This window comes from Streptomyces sp. KL109B, assembly GCF_030766935.1.
Classification (GTDB): domain Bacteria; phylum Actinomycetota; class Actinomycetes; order Streptomycetales; family Streptomycetaceae; genus Streptomyces.
This window is the reverse complement of the sequence record NZ_JASERL010000006.1, coordinates 429,282-455,809: the sequence shown is the minus strand read 5'-3', so window position 1 is coordinate 455,809 and position 26,528 is coordinate 429,282. Positions and strand designations below refer to the sequence as shown.

Annotated in this window: 26 protein-coding genes and 1 pseudogene; 10 read left to right on the top strand and 17 right to left on the bottom strand. The window is 72.1% G+C overall.

Annotated elements, in window-relative coordinates:
* Positions 1–55: 55 nt before the first annotated feature.
* The 7 genes and pseudogenes from RBJ65_RS22810 to RBJ65_RS22780 all read right to left on the bottom strand — a co-directional run.
* On the bottom strand, positions 56–1,183 hold the full coding sequence (locus RBJ65_RS22810) for an MsnO8 family LLM class oxidoreductase (protein ID WP_306319010.1): 1,128 nt from the start codon (positions 1,181–1,183) through the stop codon (positions 56–58).
* A complete protein-coding gene (locus RBJ65_RS22805) occupies positions 1,176–2,597 on the bottom strand; it encodes an NtaA/DmoA family FMN-dependent monooxygenase (protein ID WP_306319009.1) in 1,422 nt (473 codons plus the stop codon). The genes RBJ65_RS22810 and RBJ65_RS22805 overlap by 8 nt, the downstream gene beginning before the upstream one ends.
* 20 nt (positions 2,598–2,617) lie before the next feature.
* A complete protein-coding gene (locus RBJ65_RS22800) occupies positions 2,618–3,784 on the bottom strand; it encodes an LLM class flavin-dependent oxidoreductase (RefSeq protein WP_306319008.1) in 1,167 nt (388 codons plus the stop codon).
* A gap of 68 nt (positions 3,785–3,852) precedes the next feature.
* The gene (locus RBJ65_RS22795; RefSeq protein ID WP_306319007.1) at positions 3,853–4,848 is read right to left on the bottom strand and encodes an ABC transporter substrate-binding protein; all 996 of its coding nucleotides are present in this window, start codon (positions 4,846–4,848) and stop codon (positions 3,853–3,855) included.
* Positions 4,849–4,910: 62 nt separating this feature from the next.
* Entirely contained in the window at positions 4,911–5,687 is a 777-nt protein-coding gene (locus tag RBJ65_RS22790; protein ID WP_306319006.1) for an amino acid ABC transporter ATP-binding protein, read from the bottom strand.
* Positions 5,684–6,592: an amino acid ABC transporter permease gene (locus tag RBJ65_RS22785; protein WP_306319156.1), complete on the bottom strand. Its 909-nt coding sequence runs from the start codon at positions 6,590–6,592 to the stop codon at positions 5,684–5,686. The genes RBJ65_RS22790 and RBJ65_RS22785 overlap by 4 nt, the downstream gene beginning before the upstream one ends.
* A gap of 84 nt (positions 6,593–6,676) precedes the next feature.
* Positions 6,677–7,075: pseudogene (locus tag RBJ65_RS22780) on the bottom strand (GNAT family N-acetyltransferase); the annotation flags it as partial.
* 507 nt (positions 7,076–7,582) lie between these two features.
* Here RBJ65_RS22780 and RBJ65_RS22775 point away from each other — a divergent pair.
* Complete coding sequence (locus tag RBJ65_RS22775) at positions 7,583–7,849, top strand: amidohydrolase family protein (protein WP_306319005.1); 267 nt, start codon at positions 7,583–7,585, stop codon at positions 7,847–7,849.
* Between the two features lie 41 nt (positions 7,850–7,890).
* Here RBJ65_RS22775 and RBJ65_RS22770 read toward each other — a convergent pair whose 3' ends face one another.
* Positions 7,891–8,766, bottom strand: coding sequence for a LysR family transcriptional regulator (locus tag RBJ65_RS22770; protein WP_306319004.1), 876 nt, complete (start codon positions 8,764–8,766; stop codon positions 7,891–7,893).
* A 128-nt stretch (positions 8,767–8,894) separates the two neighbouring features.
* Here RBJ65_RS22770 and RBJ65_RS22765 point away from each other — a divergent pair, with 128 nt between their 5' ends.
* A complete protein-coding gene (locus RBJ65_RS22765; RefSeq protein WP_306319003.1) occupies positions 8,895–9,269 on the top strand; it encodes a nuclear transport factor 2 family protein in 375 nt (124 codons plus the stop codon).
* 73 nt (positions 9,270–9,342) lie between these two features.
* Here RBJ65_RS22765 and RBJ65_RS22760 read toward each other — a convergent pair whose 3' ends face one another.
* On the bottom strand, positions 9,343–10,089 hold the full coding sequence (locus RBJ65_RS22760) for an IclR family transcriptional regulator (RefSeq protein ID WP_306319002.1): 747 nt from the start codon (positions 10,087–10,089) through the stop codon (positions 9,343–9,345).
* 146 nt (positions 10,090–10,235) lie between these two features.
* Between RBJ65_RS22760 and RBJ65_RS22755 the strand changes: the two genes are divergently transcribed.
* Both RBJ65_RS22755 and RBJ65_RS22750 read left to right on the top strand, forming a co-directional pair.
* Complete coding sequence (locus RBJ65_RS22755) at positions 10,236–10,931, top strand: type 1 glutamine amidotransferase domain-containing protein (RefSeq protein WP_306319001.1); 696 nt, start codon at positions 10,236–10,238, stop codon at positions 10,929–10,931.
* A 91-nt stretch (positions 10,932–11,022) separates the two neighbouring features.
* Positions 11,023–11,631, top strand: a complete 609-nt coding sequence (locus tag RBJ65_RS22750; RefSeq protein ID WP_306319000.1) for a histidine phosphatase family protein — start codon at positions 11,023–11,025, stop codon at positions 11,629–11,631.
* A 59-nt stretch (positions 11,632–11,690) separates the two neighbouring features.
* Here RBJ65_RS22750 and RBJ65_RS22745 read toward each other — a convergent pair whose 3' ends face one another.
* On the bottom strand, positions 11,691–12,521 hold the full coding sequence (locus tag RBJ65_RS22745) for an aldo/keto reductase (RefSeq protein ID WP_306318999.1): 831 nt from the start codon (positions 12,519–12,521) through the stop codon (positions 11,691–11,693).
* 127 nt (positions 12,522–12,648) lie between these two features.
* Between RBJ65_RS22745 and RBJ65_RS22740 the strand changes: the two genes are divergently transcribed.
* Together RBJ65_RS22740 and RBJ65_RS22735 are read left to right on the top strand one after the other, a co-directional pair.
* A complete protein-coding gene (locus RBJ65_RS22740) occupies positions 12,649–13,650 on the top strand; it encodes a hypothetical protein (protein ID WP_306318998.1) in 1,002 nt (333 codons plus the stop codon).
* 68 nt (positions 13,651–13,718) lie between these two features.
* Positions 13,719–14,135, top strand: a complete 417-nt coding sequence (locus RBJ65_RS22735) for a hypothetical protein (protein ID WP_306318997.1) — start codon at positions 13,719–13,721, stop codon at positions 14,133–14,135.
* A gap of 8 nt (positions 14,136–14,143) precedes the next feature.
* Here the strand turns inward: RBJ65_RS22735 and RBJ65_RS22730 are convergent, their stop codons facing one another.
* Entirely contained in the window at positions 14,144–14,590 is a 447-nt protein-coding gene (locus RBJ65_RS22730) for a hypothetical protein (RefSeq protein WP_306318996.1), read from the bottom strand.
* Between the two features lie 272 nt (positions 14,591–14,862).
* Between RBJ65_RS22730 and RBJ65_RS22725 the strand changes: the two genes are divergently transcribed.
* The gene (locus RBJ65_RS22725) at positions 14,863–16,536 is read left to right on the top strand and encodes a translation initiation factor 2 (RefSeq protein ID WP_306318995.1); all 1,674 of its coding nucleotides are present in this window, start codon (positions 14,863–14,865) and stop codon (positions 16,534–16,536) included.
* Here RBJ65_RS22725 and RBJ65_RS22720 read toward each other — a convergent pair.
* The gene (locus RBJ65_RS22720; RefSeq protein ID WP_306318994.1) at positions 16,533–18,512 is read right to left on the bottom strand and encodes a hypothetical protein; all 1,980 of its coding nucleotides are present in this window, start codon (positions 18,510–18,512) and stop codon (positions 16,533–16,535) included. The genes RBJ65_RS22725 and RBJ65_RS22720 overlap by 4 nt on opposite strands.
* Before the next feature lie 63 nt (positions 18,513–18,575).
* On the opposite strand from RBJ65_RS22720, the gene RBJ65_RS22715 reads away from it, so the two are divergent.
* A complete protein-coding gene (locus RBJ65_RS22715; protein ID WP_306318993.1) occupies positions 18,576–19,019 on the top strand; it encodes a cytidine deaminase in 444 nt (147 codons plus the stop codon).
* A gap of 6 nt (positions 19,020–19,025) precedes the next feature.
* Here the strand turns inward: RBJ65_RS22715 and RBJ65_RS22710 are convergent, their stop codons facing one another.
* Positions 19,026–19,607 carry a TetR/AcrR family transcriptional regulator gene (locus RBJ65_RS22710; protein WP_306318992.1) on the bottom strand — a complete coding sequence of 194 codons (582 nt, stop codon included), beginning with the start codon at positions 19,605–19,607 and terminating at the stop codon, positions 19,026–19,028.
* Positions 19,608–19,727: 120 nt separating this feature from the next.
* Here RBJ65_RS22710 and RBJ65_RS22705 point away from each other — a divergent pair, with 120 nt between their 5' ends.
* A complete protein-coding gene (locus tag RBJ65_RS22705) occupies positions 19,728–20,609 on the top strand; it encodes an SDR family oxidoreductase (RefSeq protein WP_306319155.1) in 882 nt (293 codons plus the stop codon).
* A 32-nt stretch (positions 20,610–20,641) separates the two neighbouring features.
* Here the strand turns inward: RBJ65_RS22705 and RBJ65_RS22700 are convergent, their stop codons facing one another.
* From RBJ65_RS22700 to RBJ65_RS22690, 3 genes are read right to left on the bottom strand one after another with little or no spacing between them, the layout of a single operon-like run.
* Entirely contained in the window at positions 20,642–21,703 is a 1,062-nt protein-coding gene (locus RBJ65_RS22700) for an alcohol dehydrogenase catalytic domain-containing protein (RefSeq protein ID WP_306318991.1), read from the bottom strand.
* Positions 21,700–22,185, bottom strand: coding sequence for a DUF4334 domain-containing protein (locus RBJ65_RS22695; RefSeq protein WP_306318990.1), 486 nt, complete (start codon positions 22,183–22,185; stop codon positions 21,700–21,702). The genes RBJ65_RS22700 and RBJ65_RS22695 overlap by 4 nt, the downstream gene beginning before the upstream one ends.
* Positions 22,182–23,786: a succinic semialdehyde dehydrogenase gene (locus RBJ65_RS22690; RefSeq protein ID WP_306318989.1), complete on the bottom strand. Its 1,605-nt coding sequence runs from the start codon at positions 23,784–23,786 to the stop codon at positions 22,182–22,184. Before RBJ65_RS22690 ends, RBJ65_RS22695 begins: the two co-directional genes overlap by 4 nt.
* Before the next feature lie 182 nt (positions 23,787–23,968).
* On the opposite strand from RBJ65_RS22690, the gene RBJ65_RS22685 reads away from it, so the two are divergent.
* Positions 23,969–25,177: an oxygenase MpaB family protein gene (locus RBJ65_RS22685; RefSeq protein ID WP_306318988.1), complete on the top strand. Its 1,209-nt coding sequence runs from the start codon at positions 23,969–23,971 to the stop codon at positions 25,175–25,177.
* Positions 25,178–25,232: 55 nt separating this feature from the next.
* Here the strand turns inward: RBJ65_RS22685 and RBJ65_RS22680 are convergent, their stop codons facing one another.
* A complete protein-coding gene (locus tag RBJ65_RS22680; RefSeq protein ID WP_306318987.1) occupies positions 25,233–26,405 on the bottom strand; it encodes a TetR/AcrR family transcriptional regulator in 1,173 nt (390 codons plus the stop codon).
* Positions 26,406–26,528: the final 123 nt, after the last annotated feature.

The following is a 26,528-nucleotide window of genomic DNA, read 5'->3' as shown; positions in this document are numbered from 1 at the left end:
CCTACCGTTTCACTAGGATTCCCTTAGAGGAGTGTGTGGCCGTGGGGACTTCACGTCAAGAGCGGTTCCACTCCTCGGCCAGCAGCTCGTAGGAGCGGACCCGGTCCGCGTGGTCGTGGGTGATCGTCGTGATGAGCAACTCGTCGGCGCCGGTGGCCTCTTGGAGTTGAGCGAGACGGCGGGCCACGGTCTTGGGCGAGCCGACGAACCGGGTGTCGAGGCGGTCCTGTACGAGCGCCCGGTCGGCCTCGCTCCATGCGTGCGCGCGGGCCTCCTGCGGTGTCGGGAAGTCGATGGCGCCCTCGGCGTTGCGGATGCTGCGCACCCACAGGCCGTATCCGGTGGCGAGTTCGCGGGCCGTGGCGTCGTCCTCGGCGACGACGACGTCGGCGGAGACACTCACGTACGGCTCGTCGAGGGCAGCGGACGGCTTGAAGAAGGATCGGTAGCCCTCGACCGCTTCCAGGACCGTGGCCGGGCTGACGTGGTAGTTCGCGGCGAACGGCAGTCCGCGCGCACCCGCGGCCTCGGCGCTCTCGCCGCCGCTGCTGCCGAGGATCCACACCTCGACGTCGGCGCCCTCCCCCGGTACGACGTGTGCCTCGACGCCGTCCGCCGACCGGTACGTGCCGGCGAGCAGGGCGAGGATGTCGTCGATCTGCTCGGCGTAGTCCTGTGCTTGTGCGCCCGGCTGTTGCAGCAGCTTGCGTTGGAGTGCGACGCGGGGCGAGCCGAGGAGGTGCTCGAAGGAGAAGCGGGGCGGGATGACGAGCCCGTTGGGGGCGCGGCCTTCGACGACCGGCGTTCCGCTCGGCGCGGTCGCGGCGGGCTGTGCGGGCGGGCGGCCGCCGGAGCGGCCGAGGCCGAGGTCGACGCGGCCCGGGTGCAGGGCGTCGAGCAGCCCGAACTCCTCCACCGTGGACAGGGCGGTGCGGTGTCCGAGCTGTACGGCTCCGGAGCCGAGCCGGATGGTGTCGGTGGCGGAGGCGGTGAGGGCGAGGACGACGGCGGGCGAGGTGCCGGCGACGCCCGGGTTGAGGTGGTGTTCGGCGAACCAGTAGCGGGCGTAGCCGAGCCGTTCGGCGTGCTGGGCGAGGTCGATGGAGTTGCGCAGCGCGTCGGCGGCGGTGGCGCCCGAGGGGATCGGGACGAGGTCGAGCACGGCGAGCGGGATGTCAGGCACGGGAGGGCTCCTGGGTGGGCGCGTGGATGGCGTCGGGGTGGGCGTCGGGGTGGGCGAGGCCGAGGTGCTCGCGCAGGGTCGTGCCCTCGTACTCGGTGCGGAAGACGCCCTGTTCCTGGAGGAGCGGCACCACTTGGTCGGCGAACGCGTCGAGGCCGCCCGGCGTGAGGTGCGGGACGAGGATGAAGCCGTCGGCGGCGTCCGCCTGGACGTATTCGTTGATGGTGCGGGCGATGGTGGCCGGGGAGCCGACGAAGTTCTGCCGGTTGCCGGTGTGGATGACGAGGTCGCGGATGGACCACTTGTTGGCGGCGGCCAGTTCGCGCCACTCGCGGGCGGTGGACAGGGGGTCCCGGTACATGCGGACCTGGGCCCGGCCCTCGGCGATGTGTTCTTCGCGGACGTCCGGGTCGATGTCGGGCAGCGGGCCTTCGGGGTCGTACGAGGAGAGGTCCCGGTTCCACACGAACTCGAGGTGCTTGAGGGCGGTGGCGCCGCTGACCTGGCTGCGGCGCACCTCGCGGGCGAGTTCCTCGGCGTCCGCGTCGGTGTCGGCGAGGGCGAAGGTGGCGGCGGGGAGTATGAGCAACCGGTCTTTGCCACGGCCGTACTTGGGGAGGCGTGCCTTTACGTCGGCGTAGAAGGCGCGGCCCGCGTCGAGGGTGCCGTGCCGGCTGAAGATGGCGTCGGCCTCGGCGGCGGCGAACTCGCGGCCCTCTTCGGAGTCACCGGCCTGGAAGACGACGGGGCGGCCCTGCGGGGAGCGCGGCACGTTGAACCGGCCGTGGATGTCGAAGTGTTGGCCGGTGTGGGTGAAGGCGCCCGCCTTGGCGTCGCGCAGGAAGGTGCCGGTCTCCTGGTCGGCGAGGATCTCGTCGCCGCGCCAGGAGTCGAAGAGTTCATGGGCCGTGGTGAGGAACTCCCGTGCGCGTGAGTAGCGTTCGCCCTGCGGGAGGAAGCCGCCGCGGCGGAAGTTCTCGCCGGTGAAGGCGTCCCAGGACGTGACGACGTTCCAGGCGGAGCGACCGCCGGAGAGGTGGTCGAGGCTCGCGAACTGGCGGGCCACCTCGTAGGGCTCGTTGAACGTGGAGTTGATGGTGCCGGTCAGGCCGATGCGGTCCGTGACGGCGGCGAGCGCGGCGAGGACGGTGAAGGTGTCGGGGCGGCCGACGACGTCCAAGTCGTATATCTTCCCGCCCTGTTCGCGCAGGCGGAGTCCTTCGGCGAGGAAGAGGAAGTCGAATTTGGCGCGTTCGGCGGTCCGCGCGAAGTGGGCGAAGGAACCGAACTCGATGTGGCTGCCCGCGCGCGGGTCGCTCCAGACGGTGGTGTTGTTGACGCCGGGGAAGTGGGCGGCCAGGTGGATCCGCTTCACGGGCCTGCCCGTGCTCGTCCTCTGCGGTGAATGGGTCATGGTGTGTCGGTTCCTCCCGCTCAGGCGGCCGCGTATCGGTTGGCGGGGCGGGCGAGGCCCAGCAGTCCGCGCAGGGTGTCGGCTTCGTAGGCGCGGCGGAAGGCGCCGCGGCGCTGGAGTTCGGGGACGAGGCCGCGGGTGATCGCCGGGAGGTCGTGGCCGACGACGGCGGGGCGCAGCCGGAAGCCCGTCAGGCCGGAGGCGGACAACTCCTGGAGGTAGTCCGCGAGTTGGGCGGGGGTGCCCGTGAAGGTGGGGGCGTCGCTCAGGTACGGCTCCCCCGCGAGCGCGTCGAGCCGTTCGCGGCGAGCCCTCGCATCGGCCGGGTCTTCGTCGAGGAAGACGACCAGGTCGCCGAAGACGTGCAGGGGGTCGGCGGCCCGCCCCGCCGCTTCCTGCTCGGCGCGGATCCGGCCGACGACGGTGCGGGCCTGGTCCGCGTCGCGCGGGGTGACGTAGCCGACGTCGGTGGCGCGGGCCACCAGCCGGTACGGGAGGGTGCCATGGGCGAGGGCGGTGACGAGTGGCTGGCCCTGCGGCGGGCGGGGTGTGATGGCGGGGCCGCGGACGCTGAAGCGCGGGCCGTGGAAGTCGATGTAGTGCAGCTTGTCCCGGTCGATGAAGCGGCCCGTCGCGGCGTCCCGGATCTCGGCGCCGTCCTCCCAGCTGTCCCACAGCCGCCGCACCACCTCCACGTAGTCGGCGGCCTCGTCGAGGAGTTCACCGATCCGCGCCCGCCCGGTGGTGCGGCGGCCGAAGTGGGCGGCCTCGTTCGGGCGTGCGGTGACCTGCGCCCTGAGTCCGGCGCGGCCCTGGCTGACGTAGTCGAGGGTGGCGATCGCCTTGGACAGGTGGAAGGGCTCGGTGTGGGTGACGACGGCGGTCGGCACGAGGCCGATGTGCCGGGTGAGCGGGGCGACACGGGAGGCGATCAGTACGGCGTCGAGTCGGCCGCGGACCTGGTCGGTGCGCTCGTCGGGTTCGAGGAAGTGGGCGGACTGCGGGCCGAGTCCGTCCTCGATGGTGACGAAGTCGAGCAGCCCGCGCTCGGCCTCGGCGACGAGGTCCGCCCAGTAGCCGGCGGTGAACAGGTCGTGCGGCCGGGCGACGGGTTCCCGCCAGGAGGCGGGGTGCCAGCCGGTGCCGTCGAGGGCGACGGCGAGGTGGAGGGTGGGAGAGGGAGACACGGGGGTGCCTTTCTTGAGGTGCGTACGGCTCGGGGTCTCTCGGGTCGACGTGGGTCGGCCCAAGTCGTCTACTGGGCGCTCCGGGGCAGGCCCGGCGGGTTGATCCGCGACCTGTCGATGGCCTCGTCGGACAGGCCCCACCGCTTGAGGACCTTCGCGTAGCTGCCGTCGTCGATGACATGGTCGAGCGCGTCGGCGAGCGGCTTCACGAGCCCGTTGTCCTTCTTGGTGGTGGCGGCGATGAGTCCCTGGAGGTCGGCGCCCGCGCCGGAGTAGGTGCCGACGACCTCCGTCTTCCCGGTGCCGGCCGCGTGGTAGGCGGCGGTCGGGTTGGGGCCGAGGTAGAGGTCGATGCGGCCGGACTGGAGGGCGAGGTACGTGTCACTGTCGTTCTGGTAGTACTTGATGTCGACCGGTTGCCGGCCGGCCTTCACGTTCGCCTTGCTCCACTCGACGAGCAGCTTCTCCTGGTTGGTGCCACTGCCCACGGCGACGGTCTTCCCCGCCACGTCCTTCGGCCCCCTGATCTTGAGGCCGCTGCCCTTCTTCGCCTCGAAGCCCAGGTTGTCCTCGCGGTAGGTGGCGAAGTCGTACTTCTCCTTGCGCTCCTCGGTGACCGTGATGTTGCTGAGTCCCGCGTCGTACTTGCCGCTGTCCAGGCCGACGAAGATGTTCTCCCAGGACACGGTGTTCAGCTTCACCTTGAGGCCGAGCACGTCACCGACGAGGTGGGCGAGGTCGGGTTCGACGCCGATGACGGTCCTGTTGTCGGTGGCGTGGAAGGAGAGCGGCGCGGCGGAGCCGGAGGAGCCGACGACCTCCAGGGTGCCTCTCTTACGGATCCGCTCGGGCACCTCGGCGGCTATGGAGTCGACCTTGCCGGTGCTCACGCGGTGCTGCTCGGGGCTCAGGTTGATCTTCGCCTTGGTGCCGGAGCCGTTCGCGACCTCGGTCGTGCCGCCGTCGGTGGGGTTGGCGCAGGAGGCGAGCAGGAGGCTGCTGGCGAGCCCGAGTACGGCGGCGGTGTGTCGCCGGGCGGGGGTGAGGGTGAGGAAGCCGGTCATGGTCGTGCTTCTCCTTGAGTGCGTGCGATACGTGACGAGGTGGTCGACCAACGAGCCTTGGATCAGAGGACCTTGGAGAGGAACGCGCGGGTACGGTCGTGCTCCGGCGCGTCGAGGACGGCCTCGGGCGGCCCCTGCTCCACGACGGTGCCGCCGTCCATGAACACCACGTTGTCCGCGATCTCGCGGGCGAAGCCGATCTCGTGCGTGACGACGATCATCGTGGTTCCGGAGTCCGCCAAGTCCTTGATGACGTCGAGGACTTCGCCGACCAGCTCCGGGTCGAGCGCCGATGTGGGCTCGTCGAAGAGCAGCACCTTCGGTTCGAGGGCGAGCGCGCGGGCGATGGCCACCCGCTGCTGCTGGCCGCCGGAGAGCCGACGCGGGTAGGTGTCCGCGCGGTCGCCGAGCCCGACCCGGTCGAGGAGCCGGCGGGCGGTGTCCTCGGCCTCCTTGCGGGGGCGGCGCAGGGCGGAGACGGGGGCCTCGACGAGGTTCTCCAGGACGGTCAGATGCGGAAAAAGGTTGAAGTCCTGGAAGACGAAGCCGATGTTGGTGCGCTGCTTGAGGACCCCCTTCTCCTTGAGTTCGTGCAGCTTGTCCCCGGAGCGGCGGTAGCCGATGAGTTCGCCGTCGACGCTGATCCAGCCGCTGTCGACCTTCTCCAGGTGGTTGATGGTGCGCAGCAGCGTGGACTTCCCCGAGCCGGACGGGCCGAGGACCACGGTGACCTCGCCCGCGTGCACCCGCAGGTCGACGCCGCGCAGCACCTCCAGCGCGCCGAAACTCTTGTGGACGCCCTGGACGTCCACCATCACATTGCTCGTACGGGTCGTCATCGTCGGCCTCCAAGGTTCTTCGGGGTGACACCCCTGGCGTAGCGGCGTTCCACGTAGTGCTGGGCGATGGACAGCAGCGAGGTCAGGACCACGTACCAGGCGGTGGCGACGAGGAGCAGCGGGATGACCCGGCCGTTGCGGCCGTAGATGACCTGCGCCTGGTAGAAGAGCTCGCCGATGGACATGACGTAGACCACCGATGTGCCCTTGAGCAGGCCGATGATCTCGTTGCCCGCCGTGGGCAGGATGGCGCGCATGGCCTGCGGCAGGACGATGCGGCGGAGCTGCCGGACGCGCGGGATGCCGAGAGCGGCGGCGGCCTCCAGCTGCCCCTGGTCGACGGAGATGACACCACCGCGGACGATCTCGGCGGCGTACGCGGCCTGGTGCAGGGTGAGACCGATGATGGCGGCGCCGATGGTGCCGATGAGGCTGTTGCTGTCGACGGACCAGAACACCGGCCCGAAGGGGATGCCGAGGCCCAACTCCTTGTAGAGCGCGCTGAGATTGAACCAGAAGACGAGCTGGACGATCATCGGGATGGACCGGAAGATCCAGATGTACGTCCATGCCACGGTCCGCAGCACCGGGCTGTGCGACAGCCGCATGAGGGCGAGGACGGTACCGAGCAGGAACCCCAACACCGTTGCGTAGAGGGTGAGTTGGAGGGTCACCCAGACGGCCCGCACGATCGTCTCCGACAGGACGTAGGCACGGAAGACGTGCCATTCCCAGACGGGGTTGGTGAGCAGGCCGTGCAGGAGCTGGGCGACCACGACGAGTACGGCGACGGCCGCGGCCCAGCGGGCGTAGTGGCGGACGGGGACGACTTTGAGGGCGGACGGTGGGGGGGGTGACGACCGCTCGGGGTGGCTGGGGTGGTTGAGGTGTTTCTCGAACGGCAGCGGGCCGATGGTCTCCGGGTCGGCCTCGGTGTCGAACAGCGGGGTGTACCCGGTGGCCAGGTACAGGCCGCGGGCCTCCGGCTGGCGCGGTCCTGTGGTGAGGTAGACGCGCTGGTAGCCGTGTGCGCGCGCTTCTCGCTCCAGTTCGGCGACGACGCGGCGGGCGAGGCCGCGCCGCCGGTGTGCGGAGTGCGTCCAGATGCGCTTGAGTTCGGCGGTCGTGGTGTCGTAGCGGCGGAAGGCGCCGCCGGCGACGGGTTCGCCGTGTTCGAGGACGAGGAGCAGCAGGCCGCCGTGGGCGGGGGTGAACTCCTCGTCGGGGTAGCGGGCGATCTCGGCGTGGGCGTCCTTGCCGTACCGCGTCGAGTACTCGTGGCCGAGCTCGCGCAGCAGGGGTTCGACGCGTGGGTCGTCGACGGTGACGTGAACCACCGTCGGTTCTGTGGTTCCGGTGGCGGCGATGCCGAGGGATTCCACGGGCATGGGAGGGCCTTTCGAGGGCGGCGGCGATCGCGCGCGGGCAGGCGCAAGTGCCGCGCGTGCGGGCGGAGATGATGGGGATGACGGCCCGTCAATAGGACGGGTCGACACAGGAGGCGTTACAGGGGAATGCCAGAGCTCGGGCCGCGAAGGGGTTACCGAGGAAGAGAGAGGGGCCGGTCAGAGGGCCCGCTGCCGATTCAGGCGCAACACGCCGCCGACCACACCCGACCGAAGTCGATGTGGTCGCGCGAGACCAAGTGCTGCTGGGCAGTCATGGGACCAATTGACCAGTCCATGGAGGTGTTCGTCAAGTGACGCCCGTATCCCGGACCGCCAAGAGGCGCCGTTTCAGAGGCTGTTGACACGGCGTTCACATTCGGTGCCCGCCCCCGGACCGACGTACGGGATCTTGACGGCGACGCCGGGCTGCGGCACCGTATCGAGCACGTACAGGTGCTGGCGCCACAGGACATTCCGCGGCTCCGGAGGCTCGGCATCGTCGCGTCGATGCAGCCGGTTCACGCCACCGACGACATGAACATGGCCGAGGAGGCGATGACGCCGGTGGAGGCGCTGCGTTCGTACACGGTGGAGCCCGCGCACGCGGCCCACCAGGAGCATGTCCTCGGCACCCTGGGGCCCGGCAAGTGGGGCGACTTCATCCTCACCGACACGGACCCCTTCGACCTGCCGTCCGGGCGGGCGGTGTGGCAGACGAAGGTGTTGCAGACGTGGGTCGCGGGGCGGCGGGTCGGCGAGTACGGGGACCTGTGAGTCCGGTGCTGGTGCCGGTGCCGGTGCCGGGCCACAGGCTCTCAGCCGAACGTCCGCCGCGCGTGCGTCAGTAGCTCGCGCAGCGCCGGGTTGCTCGCCCGCTTCCAGACCAGGGCGAGCAGCGCCGGTGTGCGTACGTCGTCGATGAGGTGGGCGGTGAGGCGGTCCCGGTAGCTCGCGGCCATCGACTCGCTGAGGACGGCGACGCCGAGGCCGCGGCCTGCGAGTGCGGCGATCGCGTCGGCGGCGCTCGCCTCCAGCGCGATGGTGGGGTGGAGTCCCTGCGCGGCGCACGCCTGGTCGAGGACGGTGCGCAGGCCCGTGCCGGACGGCATGCACACGAGCGGGTGGTCCGTCAGATCACGCAGCCGCACGCGCCGCCGCCGCTCCAGGGGGTGCCCCGCCGGGACCGCCACGACGAGCCGCTCGTCGATGAGGGTCAGGGAGTCGAGGTCGTCGGGGGCGGCGTGCGCGGCGCCGATGAGCGCGACGTCGATGTCTCCCCCGCGCACCCCTTCGACGAGCCGGTCGGAGCCGTCCTCCAACAGCGACAACTCGACGCCCGGGTACGCCTCGTGGAACGCGGCGAGGGCGTCGAACAGCGGGGTGACGGTGCAGCCGATGACCATGCCGATGGTGAGCCGCCCCCGGATCAGCTCGGTGACCTCGGCCACCGCCCGGCCGATCGACCCGGCGGCGGCGAGGGTGGCCCTGGCGTGCTCCAGCGCGGCCTTCCCGGCGACGGTGAGGGTGACGGTGCGGGCCGAGCGGTCGAAGAGCTCGGCCCCGATCTCCCGCTCCAGCCGGCGGATCTGGGCGCTCACGCCGGACTGGCTGATGTGCACCCGCTCGGCGGCGCGCGTGAAGTTCTGCTCCTCGGCCACGGCGATGAAGTACTCGAGCTGCCGCATCTCCATACCCCCGATTCTAGTACTACAGCTTCTAGTTTCCAGCAGAACCATCTGTTGGACTTCTGCCCGGCGGGCGGCGACGCTGGAAGCAGAACGTGGAAGTCAGGCGATATCAGCGCACACAGGAGGAGTCCATGTCGGAGACATCGCACTACGAGAAGGCCATGCGCCCCGAGGACATCACCCGCCTGTTCGTCGAGCGGTCCAACGCGGGCGACGCGGCGGGCGTCGCCGCGCTCTACGAGGAGGACGCGGTGCTGGCCTACCCGCCGGGCCAGGAAACGGTGGGCCGCGAGGCGATCCGCGCACTGTGGGAGAAGGTCCTGGCGAACCGCCCCCACTTCACCCCGGAACAACCACTGCCGACACTGCTGAGCGGCGACATCGCCCTCACGTCGACCCCGCCGAAGGACGGCGCGGGCGCCCGCGCACAGGTCGTCCGCCGTCAGCCGGACGGGAGTTGGCTCCGCCTCCTGGACCAGCCGGAGTTCGTCCCGCCGACCACCTGAAGCGCCCGACGGCGAACACACCAACCGCCGTGCGCCACGCGCCCGTTGGAGTGGAAAGGGTGGCGGTGCTGACTCAGCGAGCCAGTGCTCGGCCGATCTCCCCCGCCGCGTCGGTGACTTGGGCCGCGAGGGCCGCGCGGGGGTGGCCGGAATCGGTCAGGCGGTGGGTGGGGCCCGCGATGGAGAGGGCGCCGACGGTGCGGCCGGAGGCGTCGCGGACGGGGGCGCCGATCGCGCTCTCCCCTTCGGTGTGCTCGTCGATCGCGGCGGCCCAGCCACGGCGGCGTATCTCGTACAACTCGGCGGCCAGCGCGGCGCGTTCGGTGAGCGTACGGTCGGTGAAGGGCGGGAGTTTCTCGGGGACGTCGAGGTCGTGGTCGAAGGCGAGCAGGGTCTTGCCGATGGCCGTGGCGTGCAGCGGTACATGGTCGCCCATGCGCAGGACCTGGGCGCTGCCGTCGGGACGGAAGACGTGGTGCACGACGAGGACCTGCTCCTCGTGCGGTGTGCCGATCCACACGGACTCGCCGCTGCGGGCCGCGAGGGTGTCGGCGCTGTGCAGCGAGCGGGCACGCAGTTCGTTGGCGTCGAGGTCGCCGTTGCTCAGGTGGAGCAGGGCCGCGCCGATCCGGTACTTGCCGGTGGCCGGGTCCTGTTCCACGAGGCCCGCCGTCACGAGCGTGCCGAGGATGCCGCGCAGCTCCCCTTCGGACAGGCCCATCGCCCTGGCCAGCTCCGTGAGCGCGAACTGCCGGGGTCCGGACGCGAGCAGCCGAAGGACGAGCGCCGCCCGCTCCACCGACTGGATCCGCTCTGCCACGCCCGGCACCGTATCGCGCGCCGCTCCCGGGCCGGAAGGGACCGGTGGATCACCCGGATCTGCGGATCCCGCGTTGGTCGGCCCGGGCCGGCGGCCCTACCGTCGACACATCACCACACCGACGCCTCCCCCGGAGATGAACCCCCATGTCGAAGATCCTGTTCGTAGTGACCGGCGCCGACCACTGGACCCTGGCCGACGGCACCCGCCACCCCACCGGTTTCTGGGCCGAAGAGGCCATCGCCCCGTACGACGCCTTCAAGGCGGCCGGCCACGAGGTCGTCGTGGCGACGCCCGGCGGCGTCGTGCCCACCGTCGACGCGGGCAGCCTCGCGCCCGAGTTCAACGACGGCCAGGAGAACGCCGACCGGATGGCAGCCGCCGTCGCGGACAACGCCGAGCTGCGCTCCCCGGTCAAGCTGGAGGAGGTGAACCTGGACGACTACGCGGCCGTGTTCTACCCCGGCGGCCACGGCCCCATGGAGGACCTGTCCGCCGACGCCGAATCCGGTGCGCTGCTGACCCGCGCCCTGGAGTCCGGCAAGCCGCTCGGCGTCGTCTGCCACGCGCCCGCGGCGCTGCTCGCCGCCACGAAGGCGGACGGCGGCAACGCCTTCGCCGGGTACGACGTCGCCGCCTTCACCAACGTCGAGGAGGCGCAGGCCGGCTTCGCCGACAAGGCGCGCTGGCTGCTCCAGGACCGGCTCACGGAGGCCGGGATCAACGTCCGGGTCGGCGAGCCGTGGGCGCCGCACGTGGTCGTCGACCGGAACCTCGTCACCGGCCAGAACCCGGCGTCCGCCGCCCCGCTCGCGGCCCGGCTGCTGGAACAGCTGGGCTGACCACCGAAGACGGCGTAGGGCATCGGGACACGACGGCGGCTGGCACAGTTGGAGGCAAGCGTTCCACTCGTCTCCCGGAGGTACCTCCCGCATGCGTCTGCTGCTCATACGTCACGGCCAGACCCCGTCCAACCTCAAGCGCCTCCTCGATACGGCGGCGCCCGGCCCCGGCCTGACACCGCTCGGCCTGGAGCAGGCGGAGGCGCTCGTGGGGACGCTGGCCGACGAGCGGATCGACGCCATGTACGCCTCCACGCTCGTCCGCACCCAGCTCACCGCCGAGCCCCTGTCCCGCGCGCGGGGCCTCGACGTCCACGTCCGCGACGGGATCCGTGAGATCGCCGCCGGGGACATGGAGATGCGCGGCGACGACGAAGCCGCCCGGACCTACCTGGCCACGGCCTTCGCCTGGTCCGCGGACGACACCGGGCGCCGGATGCCCGGCGGCGAGAACGGCGTGGAGACGCTCGGCCGCTTCGACACCGTCGTCGCCGAGGCGGCGGCGACCGGCGCCGACACGGTGGTCATGGTCAGCCACGGCGCCGTGATCCGTACGTGGACAGCGGCGCGGGCGGGCAACATCGACGTCGACTTCATCGCCGCCCGGCCGCTGCCGAACACCGGCGTCGTCGCCCTCGAAGGCTCGCCGGAGCACGGCTGGGAGCTCCGGCTGTGGGAGGGCCGCCCGCTCGACGTCTGACCGCGATCAGCCTCAGCCCCCGAACACGGCCAGGTCCTCCATCCCGGCCCCGTGGGGCGTCAGGCCCCGAACACCGCCGGGTCGGGACCCACCCGCTCGCCGGTCTCCAGGCCGGCGAGCGCCGCCATGTCTTCGGCGTCCAGCTCGAAGCCGAAGACGTCGATGTTCTCCTTGATCCGGGACGGGGTCACCGACTTCGGGATGACCACGTTGCCGAGCTGCAGGTGCCAGCGCAGCACGATCTGCGCCGGGCTGCGCTCGTGCTTGCGGGCGAGCGCGGTCACGGTGTCGTCGTCGAGGACGCCGTTGCCGCGGCCCAGCGGGGACCATGCCTCCGTCGCGATGCCGTGCTTCGCGCCGTACGTACGCAGTTCCTCCTGCTGGAGGCGCGGGTGCAGCTCGATCTGGTTGAGCGCGGGCACGACGGAGGTCTCGGCGGCGAGCCGGTCCAGGTGCTCGGGAAGGAAGTTGGAGACGCCGATGGCGCGGGCCCGGCCGTCGGCGAGGATCTCCTCGAACGCCTGCCACGTCTCGACGTACTTGTCCTGCGCGGGCGCGGGCCAGTGGATCAGGTACAGGTCGACGTAGTCCATGCCGAGCCGGCCGAGCGAGGCGTCGAACGCGCGCAGCGCGGCGTCCCTGCCCTGCGCGTCGTTCCACAGCTTGGTGGTGACGAAGACGTCCTCGCGAGCCAGGCCCGAGTCGGCGATGGCGCGGCCCGTGCCCTTCTCGTTCTCGTACAGGGTCGCCGTGTCGATGCTGCGGTAGCCGCTCTCCAGGGCGCTCGTGACGGCGGCGTACGCCTCCTCGTCGGGCACCTGGAAGACGCCGAAGCCGAGCTGCGGCATGGTGACGCCATTGTTGAGGGTGACCTGGGGGGTGGTGCTCATGACGCGTGTGTCCTTACGTGACGTGGTGCCTCAAGTCCTGTGTCCCGTCCAACGTAACGCGAGAGCAGCGCCGACCTCACCACTCGCCTGCGGCCCGGAGCGGACGCGCACGGATACTCTCGGCCCGATGAACGACGTACGCCGCACCCCCCACCGCCGGCGGTCGACCGTCGCCCTGCTCCTGCTGGCCCCGCTGGTCGGCGAGTTCCTCCTGGGCAACACGCCGATCAGCGACTTCGGTTCGCTGTTCATGTACCTCCCCCTGTACGGGTGCGGGGCCCTGCTCGTCCGGGAGTCCGCACGGCACACCGGGCGGGGCTGGCCGACGATGCTGCTGCTCGGGGCGGCCTACGGGCTGTTCGAGGAGGGGCCCGTCGACCAGATGCTGTGGAACCCCGACTACGGCGGCGTCCCGTTCGGCCTCGTCTACGCGGGCACCCAGGTACCGCTGCTCGGCACCAGCGTGGCCCTCCTCCAGGACGTCGTGTCGATGCACATGGTGTGGAGCGTCTGCGTGCCCATCGCGCTGGTCGAGGCGTTCAGCCGGGATCCGCGACGCCCGTGGCTGGGGCGGCCCGGGCTCGGTGTCACCGCGGTGGTGTTCGCGCTGGGGTCGTTCGGCCTCGCCGCCCTGCAGTACGCGTACAACGACGAGTTCATGGCCTCGCCTTGGCAGTGGACGGTCGCCGTCGTACTGATCGCCGCGCTGGTGGCGGCGGCCTTCCTCGTCGACCGCGTGCCACTCCCCCGTCCCCTCGTCCGCGCCGCCGAGGCACCCACTCCGTGGTGGACCGGCTGCGCCGCCTTCGCCCTCACCAGCGCGTACTGGGGCGGACAGTCGCTGCTGCGCGACCACGTCTCGGACTGGCTCGTGGTCGTCTTCTGGTTCCTCCTGGCCGCGGCCGCCGTCACCCTGGGCATCCGCTGGTCACACGGCCCTGCTTGGGGAGCCACCCATCGCGTCTCGGTCGCCGTCGGCGCGCTGCTGACGTACGTCTGGGTGGGCTTCACGCACGCGTCCGACATGGGTGTCCCGCTCCGCGTCGCCCTGGTCGGCAATGTCGTCCTCGGCGCGGGTGCGCTCGTCCTGGCGGCGGCCGCGGTCCGGTCGGTGCACCGCGACCGCTAGGGCCTGTCGAGTCCTACGCTGATCCGCATGACGACCACCGGGGGATCAGAAGAGCGGGTGACGCGACCGTGCTGAGCATGCTGTCCGTGGTCCTCGGGGCCGGTATCGGGCTCGTAGGTGCCGTGTTCGGATCCTGGTTCACCGCTCGTCGCCAGGACCGGATGTGGTTGCGCGAACAGAAGCTCAAGGCCGGCGTCGGCTTCAGCACGGCCGTGGTGCAGCTGATCGACTACCTGAAGGATTCGCGGCTGAGCGATGACGGCCCCGGCGCCAACGAGTTGGCGAACCGGATGCAGGAGGCCCGGTCGGCGCTCTACCTGCTCTGCGACGAGGACACCGTCGGCGTCGCCGACGCCCTCGCCCGGAAGGTCTGGGGCATCCGTCCCACGGAGGGGATGCCGGAGCGCAGGGCCGAGTACCAGGAGGCGTTGGAGCTCCTGCGCGGCTTCACGCGGCGGCTGCGCCAGGAGATCGCCGGTTCGTAGCCCGGCCCTCAGGTGTCGGCCGCCCCGTTCAGGTCCTCCCTCGCGGCGCGGACGAACTCGTCCTTCGCGCGCCGCACTTCGTCCGGTGCCACGTGCCGGCGCAGCACGTCGACGACACCGCCCGCCGCGTCGGCCACGGCCGGCGGGCCTTCGAGGGCGACGGCGCTCGCCGCCCGGTACAGCCGCGACGCGTCGTCCTCCGCACCGGAGACGCGGCTCTCGACAGCCGCCAGGAACTCCGCGTACGTACGACGCCGTACCTCGCGGGCGGCCCGCTCCTCCTCGGCCCCGAGTGTCATCCGGACCGAGGTGAGCAGCGCGTCCGCCTGCCGGTCCCCGGCGTGCCGGGCGGCCTCGGCCTGGCGGATGCCGGAGGCCCTGCCGTACCAGCCGGTGACGACGCTGCCCGCGATCGCCGATCCCGCGGCGATCAACGCCACGCCCCAGTCACTCATCCCCCGCCACACCCTCCCCGGCCCCGAGCCGTACGCGGTTCCCCTGGAACACCCGACGGTAGGATCGGATCATGTCGCCGGACGACGCACAAGAACCAGCTCCCATCTGCGGAAACGGCACCGCGGACGACCCGCACCCACTAGAATCGACCATTTCCGGGCGACGGGCGACGGGCGACGGGCGACGGGCGACGGGCGACGGGCGACGGGCGACGGGCGACGGGCGACGGGCGACAGGCGACAGAGAGCGGCAGCGGGAGCGGGAGCGGACCGTGTTGTTCGCCGCGCGGTCGGCCGTAGCGCTCTACCGGCTCCTCGACGTGCTGCCCGCCCTCGCCGGTGACGACCGCGTCACCCGCCGCTTCACCCTCGTCCCCGGCTCCGACTTCGGGGCCGACGCGCTGACCGCCATCGAGGAGACGGGCGCGCGCACCGTGCCGTGGGACACGGCCACGCGCACGGAGTACGACCTCGTGGTCGTGGCGAGCCCGAAGGGGGAGCTGGGGCGGCTGCGCGGGCCGCAGGTCCTGCTGCCGCACGGGGCGGGGTTCAACAAGTCCCTTCCGTACGAGGGGTCGGGTCCGGACTCGGCGTCCGGGCTCGACCCGCTGTACCTGGCCCGGTCCGGGGACGCCGCGCCGATCGCGCTGCACGCCCTCGCCCACCCGGACCAGGTGGCCCGGCTCACGAGGGTGGCCCCGCGGGCGGCGCGCAGCGCGAAGGTCGTCGGCGACCCCACGCTGGAGCGCGTCCTCGCCTCCCGCGCGCACCGTGACCGCTACCGGTCCGCACTCGGCACGGGCCCGCGCACCCTCCTCGCCCTCACCTCCACCTGGGGACCCGAGTCGCTCCTCTGCCGCCGCCCGGACCTGCCGGCCGAGCTCGCCGCCCAACTGCCGCACGACGAGTACCAGTTGGCGCTCGTCGTGCACCCCAACGAGTGGAGCAGGCTCGGTTCGTTCGAGCTCACGCAGCGCCTCGAACCCGCGCTCGCTGCGGGTCTGCTGCTGCCCCGGCCGCGCGACGAGTGGGCGTCCGTCCTCGTCGCGGCGGACGCCCTGATCACCGACCACGGTTCGGCCGCGCTGTACTACGCCGCCGCCGACGACACGCGGCCCGTCGTCGCCGCCTGCCGGGGCGGCGCCGAACTCCTCACCGGCAGCCCGATGGGCGTACTCCTGGGCGGCGTACCGGAGTTGGGGCCGGCGGACGACGTGGCGAAGGCGCTGCGCGCGTACCGGCCGGGGCCCGCGGCGTCCGCCGCCGGCGCCGCCTTCGCGCACCGCCACGACGCCCTGCGGCGGCTGCGCGCCGAGCTCTACACCCTGCTCGACCTCACCCCACCGGCCGCCCGGCCCGCCCCCGTCGCCGCGCCGCTCCCCCTCCCCCGGCCGCCGACCCGCACGCCCAACTCCTTTGACGTACAAGCCGAGTTCACCGAGTCCGGGGACGGAGTCGTCGTCGCGCGCCGCCCCGCCGGAGCCGGGCCACCCGGCCATCACCTGGCCGTGGAACTCGGCGCGGCGAGCGAGCAACTGGCCCGTTCCGCGGGCCTCTTGTACCGAAGGCCGCAGGCCCCGCCCCGCGACGGCGGGCCGGGGCTCACCTGGACCTTCGACGGCTGGGCGCGGGACACCCTGTCCGCGTACCCGGGGTGCCGCACGGTCGCCGCCGTCCTGCCCTCGCCCTCGGGGCGCTGCCTGCTGCGCGTCCGCGGGCATGACCGCCCGTACGTTCTGGAGGCCGGGCCCGTCGTCCGGGAGGACGGTCGCGTCGCACGCGTGGACCCGGCCGCCGCCGTGTCGGCCGCGCACGCCTGGCTCACGAAAACGGAAACGAAGACGCCGACCGCGCCCGAGCCCCGGCTCACGTGCGTGATCGGCGCGCGGGCGTTCCCGCTGCATGTACGCCACGCCACCGACAACGAGGCCCAACAGGAGATCTAGGCAAGGCCGTTGCGGTGGCGGATCTCGTGCGCGGCCCGCCGGTGTTCCTCCGCCTCGCCGTGCCGTCCGTCGGCCACCGCCAGGTCGGCCATCGCGTCACGCACCCGTGCCTCGTCGAAGCCGGAGCCGCGGCCGCGGGCGCCGTCGAGGGACTCCTCGTACAGGACGCGCGCCTCGTCCCTGCGGTCGAGTCGAGCGAGCACGCCGGCGAGGGCGAAGCCCGTGCGGAGGGTCATGCGGGCGCGGCCCTGCTCCCGGGCCGAGGCGTGCGCCTCGGCGAGCAGGCGGTGCGCGCCCTCCGTGTCGTCGAGGCGGGCCAGTGCCTCGCCCATGCGGTAGGTCTGCAGCATGACGCCGTACGGGTTGGAGATGACTCGGTGTACGTCGCGGGAGGCCGCGAAGTCGGTGACCGCGTCCGCCCAGTGCCCCTGCGCGCCCTTCAGCATGCCGTGGGACTCGAGGACGGAGGCGGTGAGTTTGCGGTCCGTGTCCGTGGCGCCGAGGAGATCGGCGGCCGACTGTGCGGCGTCGAGTTCGTTCCGGGCTTCCGTGAAGTCGCCCAATTCCCAGAGCTGGCGGGCCAGTTGGACGCGTGTGCGGACGAGCCAGGCGGCGCTGCCGCCGTGCCGGACCGCCGCGTCGCGGGCGAGCCGGAACGCGTCGACGGCCTCGGCCTGTCCGGGGTGGTCGAGGGCGTACGTCCACAGGGGCTCGGACAGGGCCACCGCTTCGGCGTCCAGGCCGAGGGTGTGGGCGAGGCGGACGCAGGCGAACAAGGTGTGTCGTTCGGCGAGGAGCCATTGGGCTGCGCGGGCGGGGGCCTCCGGCAAGGGTGTGTCGGGGGCGTCGGGGAGCGGGGCGGCGCGGTCGGTGACCACCAGGCGGGTGCCTGCCGCGGTCAGGTCGGCCCGCTGGGCCTGGCGGACGTACCAGCGCACCACCCGGGCCTGCGCCTCCCGCGCCTCGTCGGCCGCCGCGTCGCGGCGTGACCTGCGCAGGGCGTGCGCGCGCAGCGGGCCCGGCAGCCGCATGCGTGCCGCCGCACCGTCGCCGGGTGTCGCGCGCAGGTCGAGGACTCCGGCCCGGTCGAGTTCTTCGAGGGCGCCTTGGCAGGCGTCGGAGCCGAGGCCGAGCAGGGCCGTGGCGGAGTCGGGTGTGAAGGCGGCCGTGGGGTGGTGCGGCAGCAGTCGGTAGAGGCGGGCGGCGGGTTCGGACAGGGCGTGGTACGCCGTGTCCCAGATTCGCTCGACTCCCGGTACGCCCTTCTCGCTCCACTCGCCGCGCAGTTCGTCCATGAGGCGGGGCAGCGGGCGCAGCCGGTGCGCGCGGATCCAGCGGCCCGCGACGTGCAGGGCGGTCGGCAGCCCCTCGCACAGGCCCACGAGCGCGCGTACGGCGGCGGGGTCCTCGGCGAGCCGGTCGTCGCGGACGATCAGTTCGAGGAGTTCGGTCGCCGCGCGTTCCGTCAGGGGGTGCAGCGGCAGGCCGATCGCCGCGCCGTCCTCCAGGTCGTACAGCGGGCCATGGCTCGCGACGATCACCAGGCTCGCGCCGGAGGCCGGGAGCAGGGGGACGAGTTCGGAGGCGTACCGGACGTTGTCGACGACCAGCACGAGGCCGAGGTCCGCCGTCAGGCTCCAGTACTGCCTGCAGCGGGCCTTGAACTGCCGTGCCAGCAGGCCGTCTTCGACGTCCAGGGAGCGCAGCAGCTGGGCCAGTACGTCGGCGGGGTCGAGGACGCCGTCGAGCCGGAAGTCGTCGAGGTCGACGGAGAGGACGCCGTCGGGGTAGCGGTCGCGCACCGTCCGGGCGATCAGATACGCGAGCTCCGACTTGCCGAGTCCGGCGGGGCCGCTGAGCGACATGATGAGCGGCCGGGAACGCCCCTGCCAGTCGTCCACCGCGCGCAGTGCCCGCTCCCGCTCGTCGTCTCGGTTGACGAAGTGCACCGGCTCCGGCGGAAGTTCGATCCTCACGGGCTCCCTCTCAGCGGCGTGGTCCGGTCAACTGGGCGTACCGCCAGGCACTTTACTAGTGACATGCCACGAAACAACGAAGCCACGGACCCGTCCGCGCCGCGCCCCGTCGACCACGAACTCGTCGAGGCGGCGACACACGTGGCGCGCACGCGCTGCCACGGCGACAACCACACCATGGCCGCCGCGGGCCGCGCCCGGGACGGCCGGATCGTCACCGCCGTGAACGTCTACCACTTCACGGGCGGGCCCTGCGCAGAGCTGGTTCTCCTCGGTACGGCGGCCGCGCAGGGCGTCGAGGAGCTGGTCACGGTCGTCGCGGTGGGCGACCGGGAGCGTGGCGTGGTACCGCCGTGCGGCCGGTGCCGGCAGGTGCTGCTCGACTACTTCCCGGCCGTCGAGATCGTCGTCGGCGGCGGCGCGGGCGGGCGCCTGCGCAGCACTCCTGTCGCCGAGTTGCTGCCGGCGGGGTACGTCTGGGCCGACCACCAGCTCGACGAGGAGTGACGCGCGTCAGCGCAGCTCTACGGCCGCCGCCCGCAGCTCTTCGAGCGCCGCGAGGGCGAGCGGGGCCAGCTCGCCGGGGTCCTCGTCGCGGGCGGGGTCGGCCCAGCGGGTGAAGGCGAGCTTGAAGGCGAGGACGCCGAGTTCGGCGGCGACCTGCGCCGTGGCCTCCGCGACACCCCTCGCCTTGAGCGCGTCGACCATGGCGGCGGCCATGCCGATGCTCTTGAGCGCGTTGCGTTCCTGGAGTTCCCTGTTGGCCTCGATCGCCGCGTGCAGCAGGGGGCCGAGTTCGCGGTTGAAGGAGGTCATGTCGCCCGAGGCGCGCTCCAGGCCCGCCGCGACGGCGGCCACCGGGGTGGCGTCGGCGGGCGCGTCGCCGATGCCCTCGACCAGGAGGCGGCTGAGGGTCTTCTGGCCCGCGGTGAGGATCTCCCGCTTGTCGGCGAAGTGCCGGTGGAAGGTGCTGCGCGTGAGGCCCGCGCGCTCGGCGATCTGGGCGACCGTCGTGTCGTCGTAGCCCTGCTCGGCGAACAGGCGGAGCGCCTCCACGACCAGGCGCTGCCGGGCATCCGGCTTCCATCTCGGCATACGACCATCGTAAGTGATGCGACAGATGTCGCATCACTGGGTGTACGGTATTGAGACAGGTGATGCGACATGTGTCGCATCACCCATCTCTCTCCCTCCCCCTCACCCCTGGAGCTCGCCATGCGCGTCTTCATCACCGGCGGTACAGGTCTCATCGGCTCCGCCGTCGTCTCCGAACTGCTCGCCGCGGGACACACGGTCACCGCCCTCGCCCGTTCCGAGGCCTCCGCCGACAAGGCCAGGGCCGCCGGGGCGGACGTGCTGCGCGGCGGCCTCACCGACCTCGATGTGCTGCGCACCGCCGCCGAGCAGGCGGACGGCGTCGTGCACCTCGCCTTCAGCAACGACTTCAGCTCGCCCGAGGCGCTGGCCCGCTCCGTGGCGGAGGAGGGCGCCGCGACGGCGGCGCTCGGCGAGGCCCTCGTCGGCTCGGACAAGCCGCTCGTCACGGTGTCGGGCACGCCTCGGGCCGAGGGCCGGGCCTCGACCGAGGAGGATCCGCTGTCCACGGACGGCCCCGTCGGCGGGCGCGGCGAGTCGGTGAACCGCCTCCTCGGCCTCGCCTCCAGCGGCGTGCGCAGTTCGGCGATCCGCCTGCCGCGCACCGTCCACAACGAGGGCGACGGCGGCTTCGCGGGGCTCCTCACCCGGATCGCCCGCCAGAGCGGCGTCTCCGGCTACCCCGGCGACGGCACACAGCGCTGGCCCGCCGTGCACGCCCTCGACGCCGCCGTCCTGTTTCGCCTCGCCCTGGAGAAGGCCCCCGGCGGAACCGCGTGGCACGCCGTCGCCGACGAGGGCGATGCCGTACGGGACATCGCCGCGGTCATCGGGCGGCGGCTCGGCGTCCCGGCCCAGTCGGTGCCGGAGGAGAACTTCGGCCCGCTCGGCCCGATCTTCGCGACCGACCAGCCGGCGAGCAGCGCCCACACCCGCGCCGCCCTCGGCTGGCAGCCGACCCACCCGGCCCTCCTCGACGACCTGGAGAAGATCCAGCCGTAAGGCTCCCGGGGCGGCACCCGGACGGGGACCGGTCAGCCCCCGGGCAGCAGCACCGGCTTCACCACGAGACCGGCCCGCTGGTCCGCGACCGCCCGGTCGAAGTCGCCCAGGCCGTACGTCGTCACCAGCTCGTCGAGCGGCAGCCGCCCCGCCTGGTAGCGGTCGATCAGCTCGGGCACGAGACGGGACGGCTGCGCGTCGCCCTCGACGCAGCCGCGCAGTCGCAGGCCGCGCAGCATCAGGTCGCGTACGTCGATGTCGGCGTTCGCGGGGCCGAGGCCGACCACCGCGAGCGTGCCGCGCGGTTTGAGCAGCGCGAGGGCGCGGCGCAGCAGCTCCGGGCGGCCCGTGGTGTCGAGGGCGTGGGTCACCGAGGGGAGCGGCTCGTCGAGGGAGGCCACGGCGTGCGCGCCGAACCGGGTCGCGAGGGCGCGGCGCGCGGCGACCGGTTCCGCGACGACGACCTCGGCGCCCTCGGACAGCGCGGTCAGCACGGCCGCGCCGCCGACCGCGCCCGCCCCGACCACCAGGACCCGGTCCCCCGGCCCCGGTCGCAGCACGTTGCGCACCGCGCCCGCCCCGGTCAGGAATCCGCAGCCCAGTGGGGCGGCGATCCACGGCGGTACGTCGCCGACCGGGACGCAGGCGCGGGCGTCGGCGAGCGCGGTCGTGGCGAACGACGACTGGCCGAAGAACGCGCCGAACACGGGGGTGCCGCCCACCCGGATCGTCGGGCTGCCGTCGGGGCGGCGTCCCGAGTTGTTGAGTTGGGTCGCAAGGGCGCAGTAGGCGGGGTGTCCGGAGCGGCACTGGGCGCACCGTCCGCAGGACGCGAAGGAGATCACGACCCGGTCCCCGACGTGCAGGGAGTCGACGTCAGCGCCCAGCCGTTCCACCACGCCGCACCCCTCGTGGCCGAGTACGGCGGGGCGGTCGCCGAGTGCCCTGCGGGTGACGAGGTCCGTGTGGCAGACGCCGACGGCCTCGATCCGGACGACCACCTCGTGCGGGCGCGGCTCGTCGAGGTCGGCCTCGACGAGGGCGGTGCGGGCGGTGTCGGCGCCGCCGCGTGACAGCAGTACCGATGTCTTCATGCGGCGGCGCCGGCTTCGCGTTCGAGGCCGAAGTAGAAGTGCCGGCCGTCCGCGAGGACGACCCCCGGTTTGCCGTTCATGACACCCATGAGCGTGTTCTCGTCGACGCGCTTGAAGTGGTCGAGGACGGGCATCCCGTCGTACACCATCGTGGCGGTGACCTCGCCGCGGAACTCGACGTTCCAGAGGCCGGCCTCGCCGCGCCCCGCCTTCGTGTCGGAGTAGAGGCTGCCGTCGTCGGCGCGGCAGATCAGCGGTTTGCAGTCGTCGAGCGCGTCGAACCGCTTGCCGTGCCAGCGGCTCGCGGCCAGCACCTTCTCGATCGGGTGACCGGTGAGGAACGCGAATCCGCGCCAGGCGCCGAGGATCTCCGACGCGTCGACCGGCGCCAACTCGGCCCACAGGGCGTCGAGTTCGTCCGGGTCGAGGGGCCCGTCCGCCGCGCGGAGCGTACGCCACCGCTGGCCCACCGCCGTGCTCATCGCACCCCCAGCCGTCGCAGCAGGGCCAGTTGGCCGTTCGTACGGCGGATGAAGCTCTGCACCGCGTTCTCCTCCGGTTTCGTCGGGCCGAGCGGCAGCAGTCGCTGTGTGGCGACCGTCTGGCTCTCGGTGTATTTGCGGATGCCCTCGGCGCCGTGCCGCCTGCCCAGACCGCTGTCGCCCATGCCGCCCATCCCGGCCTCGATACTGCCTGCGGCGGCCGCGGCGCCGTCGTTGATGTTGACCGAACCGGCCCGGATCCGTCCGGCGAGGCGGGCCGCTGCGCGGGTGTCCTTGGACCAGATCGACGCCGAGAGGCCGTAGTTGCCTTCGTTGGCGAGGGTCACCGCCTCGTCGTCGGAGGCGTAGGGGTAGAGGGATACGACGGGGCCGAAGGTCTCGTCGCCGCACACGTCCATGTCACGTGTGACGCCTTCGAGGACGGTGGGTTCGTAGAAGAGCGGGCCGAGGTCGGGGCGGGGCCTGCCGCCGACGAGGACCGTGGCGCCCTTGTCGACCGCCGCGTCCACATGTGCTTGTACGGAGGCGAGTTGGGCCTGTGAGGTGAGGGAGCCGATGTCGGTCGAGTAGTCGTAGGCCGGGCCGAGCCTCAATGCCTGTGTGGCGCGCTCCAGTTCGTCGCGGAACGCGTCGTAGACCTTCTCGTGCACGTAGACGCGCTCGATGTGGATGCACATCTGCCCGGTGTTGGCGAAGGCCGCCGTCACCGTGCCCGCCGCGGCTGCCGCGAGGTCGGCGTCGGCGCGCACGATCAGCGGGTTCTTGCCGCCGAGTTCGAGGGAGGCACCGACGAGGCGGCGTGCGGCGCGTTCGCCGACGGAGCGTCCGGTGGTGGTGGAGCCGGTGAAGCAGACGTAGTCGGCGGCGTCGACGAGGGCCGTGCCCACGACGCTCCCGGACCCGGTGACGATCTGCCACAGGTCGGTGGGCAGTCCGGCCTCGGCCATCAGGTCCCGCGTCCACAGCAGCGTCAGCGCGGTCTGTGAATCGGCCTTCGAGACCACGGCGTTGCCCGCCATGAGGGCCGGGAGTACGTCGCCGACGCCGAGGTAGAGCGGGTAGTTCCAGGGCGAGATGACGCCGACGACGCCCTTCGGCACCCGTACCTCCCTGACCTTCGTCGCACCCGGCACCATGCCGCGCACCCGGCGCGGGGCCAGATAGTGTCCGGCGCGCCGCGCGTAGTGCCGGGCGATCGTCGCGACCTGCGCGACCTCCATCCACGCGTGGTAGCGGGCCTTGCCGGTCTCCCACTGGATGAGGTCGAGCACCTGGTCCTGCCGCTTCAACAGCAGGTCGTGGAAGGCGAGTACGGTCTCGCCGCGCCGCTTCAGGGACATGCGCGCCCACTGCGGCCGGGCCGCGCGTGCGCCCGCCACCGCCTGCGCCACGTCATCCGGCGTACAGGTGGGAACGGCCGCGATCGGCGACAGATCGAACGGGGCCACCGCGGACAGTGGCTCCACCCCGTCCCCCTCCTCGCGGCCCTCGTCACGTTTCGCGTCCCGGCGCACCCATCCGCACCATCGCGCCGTCAGCTCCTCCGTCACCCAGCCCGGCCGGGCCTGCTCCGTGGTCATGCGGCTCCTCGCTCGTGCCCTGACGGCACTCTTGTCGACTCTCTTGTCGATGGCTGCGTGCCTCGCTATGTTAATCGGAAATCACATCCTGGAACAAGATTTGAAGCGTGCCGACAGGCCCCAATCCCAAGCATTGACGGGCCTGTTGAACCGTCCGGACGACCAGGAAAGCGAGTAAGTCAATGACAAATCTGAGCCGCAGGAACGTACTGTCGCTCGGTGCCGCGCTGGGGCTCGTCGGCGCGACGGGCACGGCGAGCAGCGCGTGGGCGTGGTCGCCGACGGGCTCGGTCGCCGGAGCCGGCGCGGGCACCGATCCGGAGTACGTGTGGGACGACGCGATCGACCCGTTGATGGCGAAGATCATCACCAGCGGGCAGGTCCCGGCGGTCAACAAGGCGATGGAGCCGTGGGTGAACAACGGCGACCCGCTGCCCAGCGGTCTGCCCGCCGAGCTCCGCACGTACCTGCAAGGGGTCAACAAGCTGCCCAGCTGGGCGGATCCGAAGAAGCTGGCGCGCGCCGCCGACTTCAACCGGCGCAAGGACACGTACCTCTTCATGCTCTACGGGCTCGGCAGCGGGATCATGAGCACCGTGATCCCGCGCGAGGCGAAGAGTGTGTACTGGTCGGCGGGCGGCGCCGACATGCAGGACCGCGCGGCGAAGACCTTCACGTTCGGCTACGACCTGGCGCAGCTCAAGGGCTTCGAGCCCGAGGGCCAGTTCATCGTCACCGCCAACAAGACCCGTATGGTGCACGCGGCGGTGCGGCACATGCTGCCGCAGTCGCCGCACTGGTCGGCGGTCGCGGACCAGAAGATCCCGATCAGCAACGCGGACATCCTGGTCACCTTCCACAGCCTCGGCACGTTCGTGCACCGGAAGCTGCTCGACTGGAAGGTGCCGTTCAACGCGGAGGACCAGGAGGCGTTCCTGCACAGCTGGCAGGTCGCCCTGCACCTGCTCGGCGTGCACACCGAGTACATCCCGAAGTCGTGGGACGAGGCGCACAAGCAGTCGGCGCAGGTGCTCACGCCGATCCTCTCCCCCACCACCGAGGGCATCGAACTCGCCGAGGATCTCCTCGGGTTGACCGCCCAGGTCGACCTCGGGGTGACGCGCGGCTTCCTCAACGAGTTCGTGCGCTACGTCCTCAGCGACCAGATCGGCGACTGGCTCGGCCTCAAGCGGGACTACGCCGCGGCGACCCTGGTCCGCACCGTGTGGCCGGCCTTCATCCTGTTCCGCGAGGGCCTGAACCCGGTCGCGCCGAGCGCGTTCTACATGTTCGACCAGTTCATCCGCGCGCTGGCCATGGCGTTCCTGAACAAGGGTGCCTCCGGGCAGACCACGCCGATCGTGATCCCGACGCACAACCGGCAGGGCTGACCACTCCCCCTCCCCAAAAAAAGAAAGGCGGGCGCTGGGGCTGCCGCTCTCCCGCTCAGAGCCCCAGCGCCCGCACCACGAGGCCGGTCACGGTGGCCCGGTGTCCGGGGGTGTCCCGCCACCGCACGCTCCGCCCGGCCTCGACGACGACTCCGAATCCGGCGTGCACCAGGACGCGCGCCTGCCGCGGGTCGAGCTCGGGGCGGGCGCGCCTCAACTGCTGTTCCCATACGGCGATGTGCTCGCGCTGCGCGAGGATCAGCGGCCGCTGCGACTCGGCCGGCAGGCCCACGAACTCCGCCTCGGCGACGCTCGTCAGCTCGGTGTGCTCGAAGCTGTACGCCACGTACGTCGCCGTCAGCGCCACGATCGCCTCGTGCGGGTCGGCGATCTCGCGCAGATTCCGGTCCACCGCCTGGGCGAGCAGGCCCGCCGCCTGCAGGCAGGCCGCCGCCAGGATGTCGACCTTTCCCTGGTAGTGCCGGTAGAGCGCGGACGGGGCCAGGCCCACGGCCTCGGCGATCTGGCCGTTCGTGACGTTGGCGAAGCCGTCGCGGGCGAACAGCGGGATCGCGGCCACGAGGATCTCCGCGCGCCGGGAGCGCGCCACGGGGAGCGCCGGCAGCTCGACGGCCCGCGCGCCGCCCGGCGCGACGGGCAGCGGGGCCGCCTCCTCTGCGACCAGCCGCAGCGCGCAGTCCACCAGCAGGCCCTCGGCCCGGCGCCCCGCGATCGACGTGCGGTGCATCGTGATGGACCCGATCGCGCCGAGCGCCGCGACGACCCGCAACTCCACACCGTCCGCCGGGAACTCACGGCGTACCGCCTCGGTCACCCGGCCGACGACCCGGGCGAACTTCCCGCGCAGCAGCCTGCGGTCCTCGTGGTTGAGGTAGCGGGCCTCCCACCGGTACACGCCGCCCTCCGCGCGGCGCTTCACGGTGATCCGGACGAGGGCGGTGAGCAGGTCCTCGGTCCTGGCGTCGGGCGGCAGTTCGTCGAGCGTGGCGAGCAGCCCGTCCACCATGGCGTGCGCGCACTCGGAGAACAGCGCGTACTTGTTGGGGAAGTGCCGGTACAGGGCCGCCGCCGTGATGCCGACGCCCGCGGCGATCTCCTCCATGGACGCCGCGTGGTAGCCGCGCGCGCTGAACAGCCGACCGGCGGCCTCGACGATGAGCTGCCTGCGATTGCGGGGGCGGGTGGCCGACATCGGCTCTGCGGTCATGACCGGCCCGACCGGTGCGGGGACGGGGGCAGGGACAGGGACGGGGCCATGCGGGCCAGTCAATCACACGCCCGCGCACGTCCGGCGATGTGAATCCAAGTCCAACTCTTGGTCATGATTCCC

Excerpts from the sequence above, each read along its gene's own strand:
- RBJ65_RS22805 (WP_306319009.1), bottom strand. The coding sequence starts at position 2,597 with ATGACCCATTCACCGCAGAGGACGAGCACGGGCAGGCCCGTGAAGCGG.
- RBJ65_RS22795 (WP_306319007.1), bottom strand. The coding sequence starts at position 4,848 with ATGACCGGCTTCCTCACCCTCACCCCCGCCCGGCGACACACCGCCGCC.
- RBJ65_RS22790 (WP_306319006.1), bottom strand. The coding sequence starts at position 5,687 with ATGACGACCCGTACGAGCAATGTGATGGTGGACGTCCAGGGCGTCCAC.
- RBJ65_RS22775 (WP_306319005.1), top strand. The coding sequence starts at position 7,583 with ATGCAGCCGGTTCACGCCACCGACGACATGAACATGGCCGAGGAGGCG.
- RBJ65_RS22770 (WP_306319004.1), bottom strand. The coding sequence starts at position 8,766 with ATGGAGATGCGGCAGCTCGAGTACTTCATCGCCGTGGCCGAGGAGCAG.
- RBJ65_RS22765 (WP_306319003.1), top strand. The coding sequence starts at position 8,895 with ATGTCGGAGACATCGCACTACGAGAAGGCCATGCGCCCCGAGGACATC.
- RBJ65_RS22755 (WP_306319001.1), top strand. The coding sequence starts at position 10,236 with ATGTCGAAGATCCTGTTCGTAGTGACCGGCGCCGACCACTGGACCCTG.
- RBJ65_RS22750 (WP_306319000.1), top strand. The coding sequence starts at position 11,023 with ATGCGTCTGCTGCTCATACGTCACGGCCAGACCCCGTCCAACCTCAAG.
- RBJ65_RS22745 (WP_306318999.1), bottom strand. The coding sequence starts at position 12,521 with ATGAGCACCACCCCCCAGGTCACCCTCAACAATGGCGTCACCATGCCG.
- RBJ65_RS22740 (WP_306318998.1), top strand. The coding sequence starts at position 12,649 with ATGAACGACGTACGCCGCACCCCCCACCGCCGGCGGTCGACCGTCGCC.
- RBJ65_RS22730 (WP_306318996.1), bottom strand. The coding sequence starts at position 14,590 with ATGAGTGACTGGGGCGTGGCGTTGATCGCCGCGGGATCGGCGATCGCG.
- RBJ65_RS22715 (WP_306318993.1), top strand. The coding sequence starts at position 18,576 with ATGCCACGAAACAACGAAGCCACGGACCCGTCCGCGCCGCGCCCCGTC.
- RBJ65_RS22710 (WP_306318992.1), bottom strand. The coding sequence starts at position 19,607 with ATGCCGAGATGGAAGCCGGATGCCCGGCAGCGCCTGGTCGTGGAGGCG.
- RBJ65_RS22705 (WP_306319155.1), top strand. The coding sequence starts at position 19,728 with ATGCGCGTCTTCATCACCGGCGGTACAGGTCTCATCGGCTCCGCCGTC.
- RBJ65_RS22700 (WP_306318991.1), bottom strand. The coding sequence starts at position 21,703 with ATGAAGACATCGGTACTGCTGTCACGCGGCGGCGCCGACACCGCCCGC.
- RBJ65_RS22695 (WP_306318990.1), bottom strand. The coding sequence starts at position 22,185 with ATGAGCACGGCGGTGGGCCAGCGGTGGCGTACGCTCCGCGCGGCGGAC.
- RBJ65_RS22690 (WP_306318989.1), bottom strand. The coding sequence starts at position 23,786 with ATGACCACGGAGCAGGCCCGGCCGGGCTGGGTGACGGAGGAGCTGACG.
- RBJ65_RS22685 (WP_306318988.1), top strand. The coding sequence starts at position 23,969 with ATGACAAATCTGAGCCGCAGGAACGTACTGTCGCTCGGTGCCGCGCTG.
- RBJ65_RS22680 (WP_306318987.1), bottom strand. The coding sequence starts at position 26,405 with ATGACCGCAGAGCCGATGTCGGCCACCCGCCCCCGCAATCGCAGGCAG.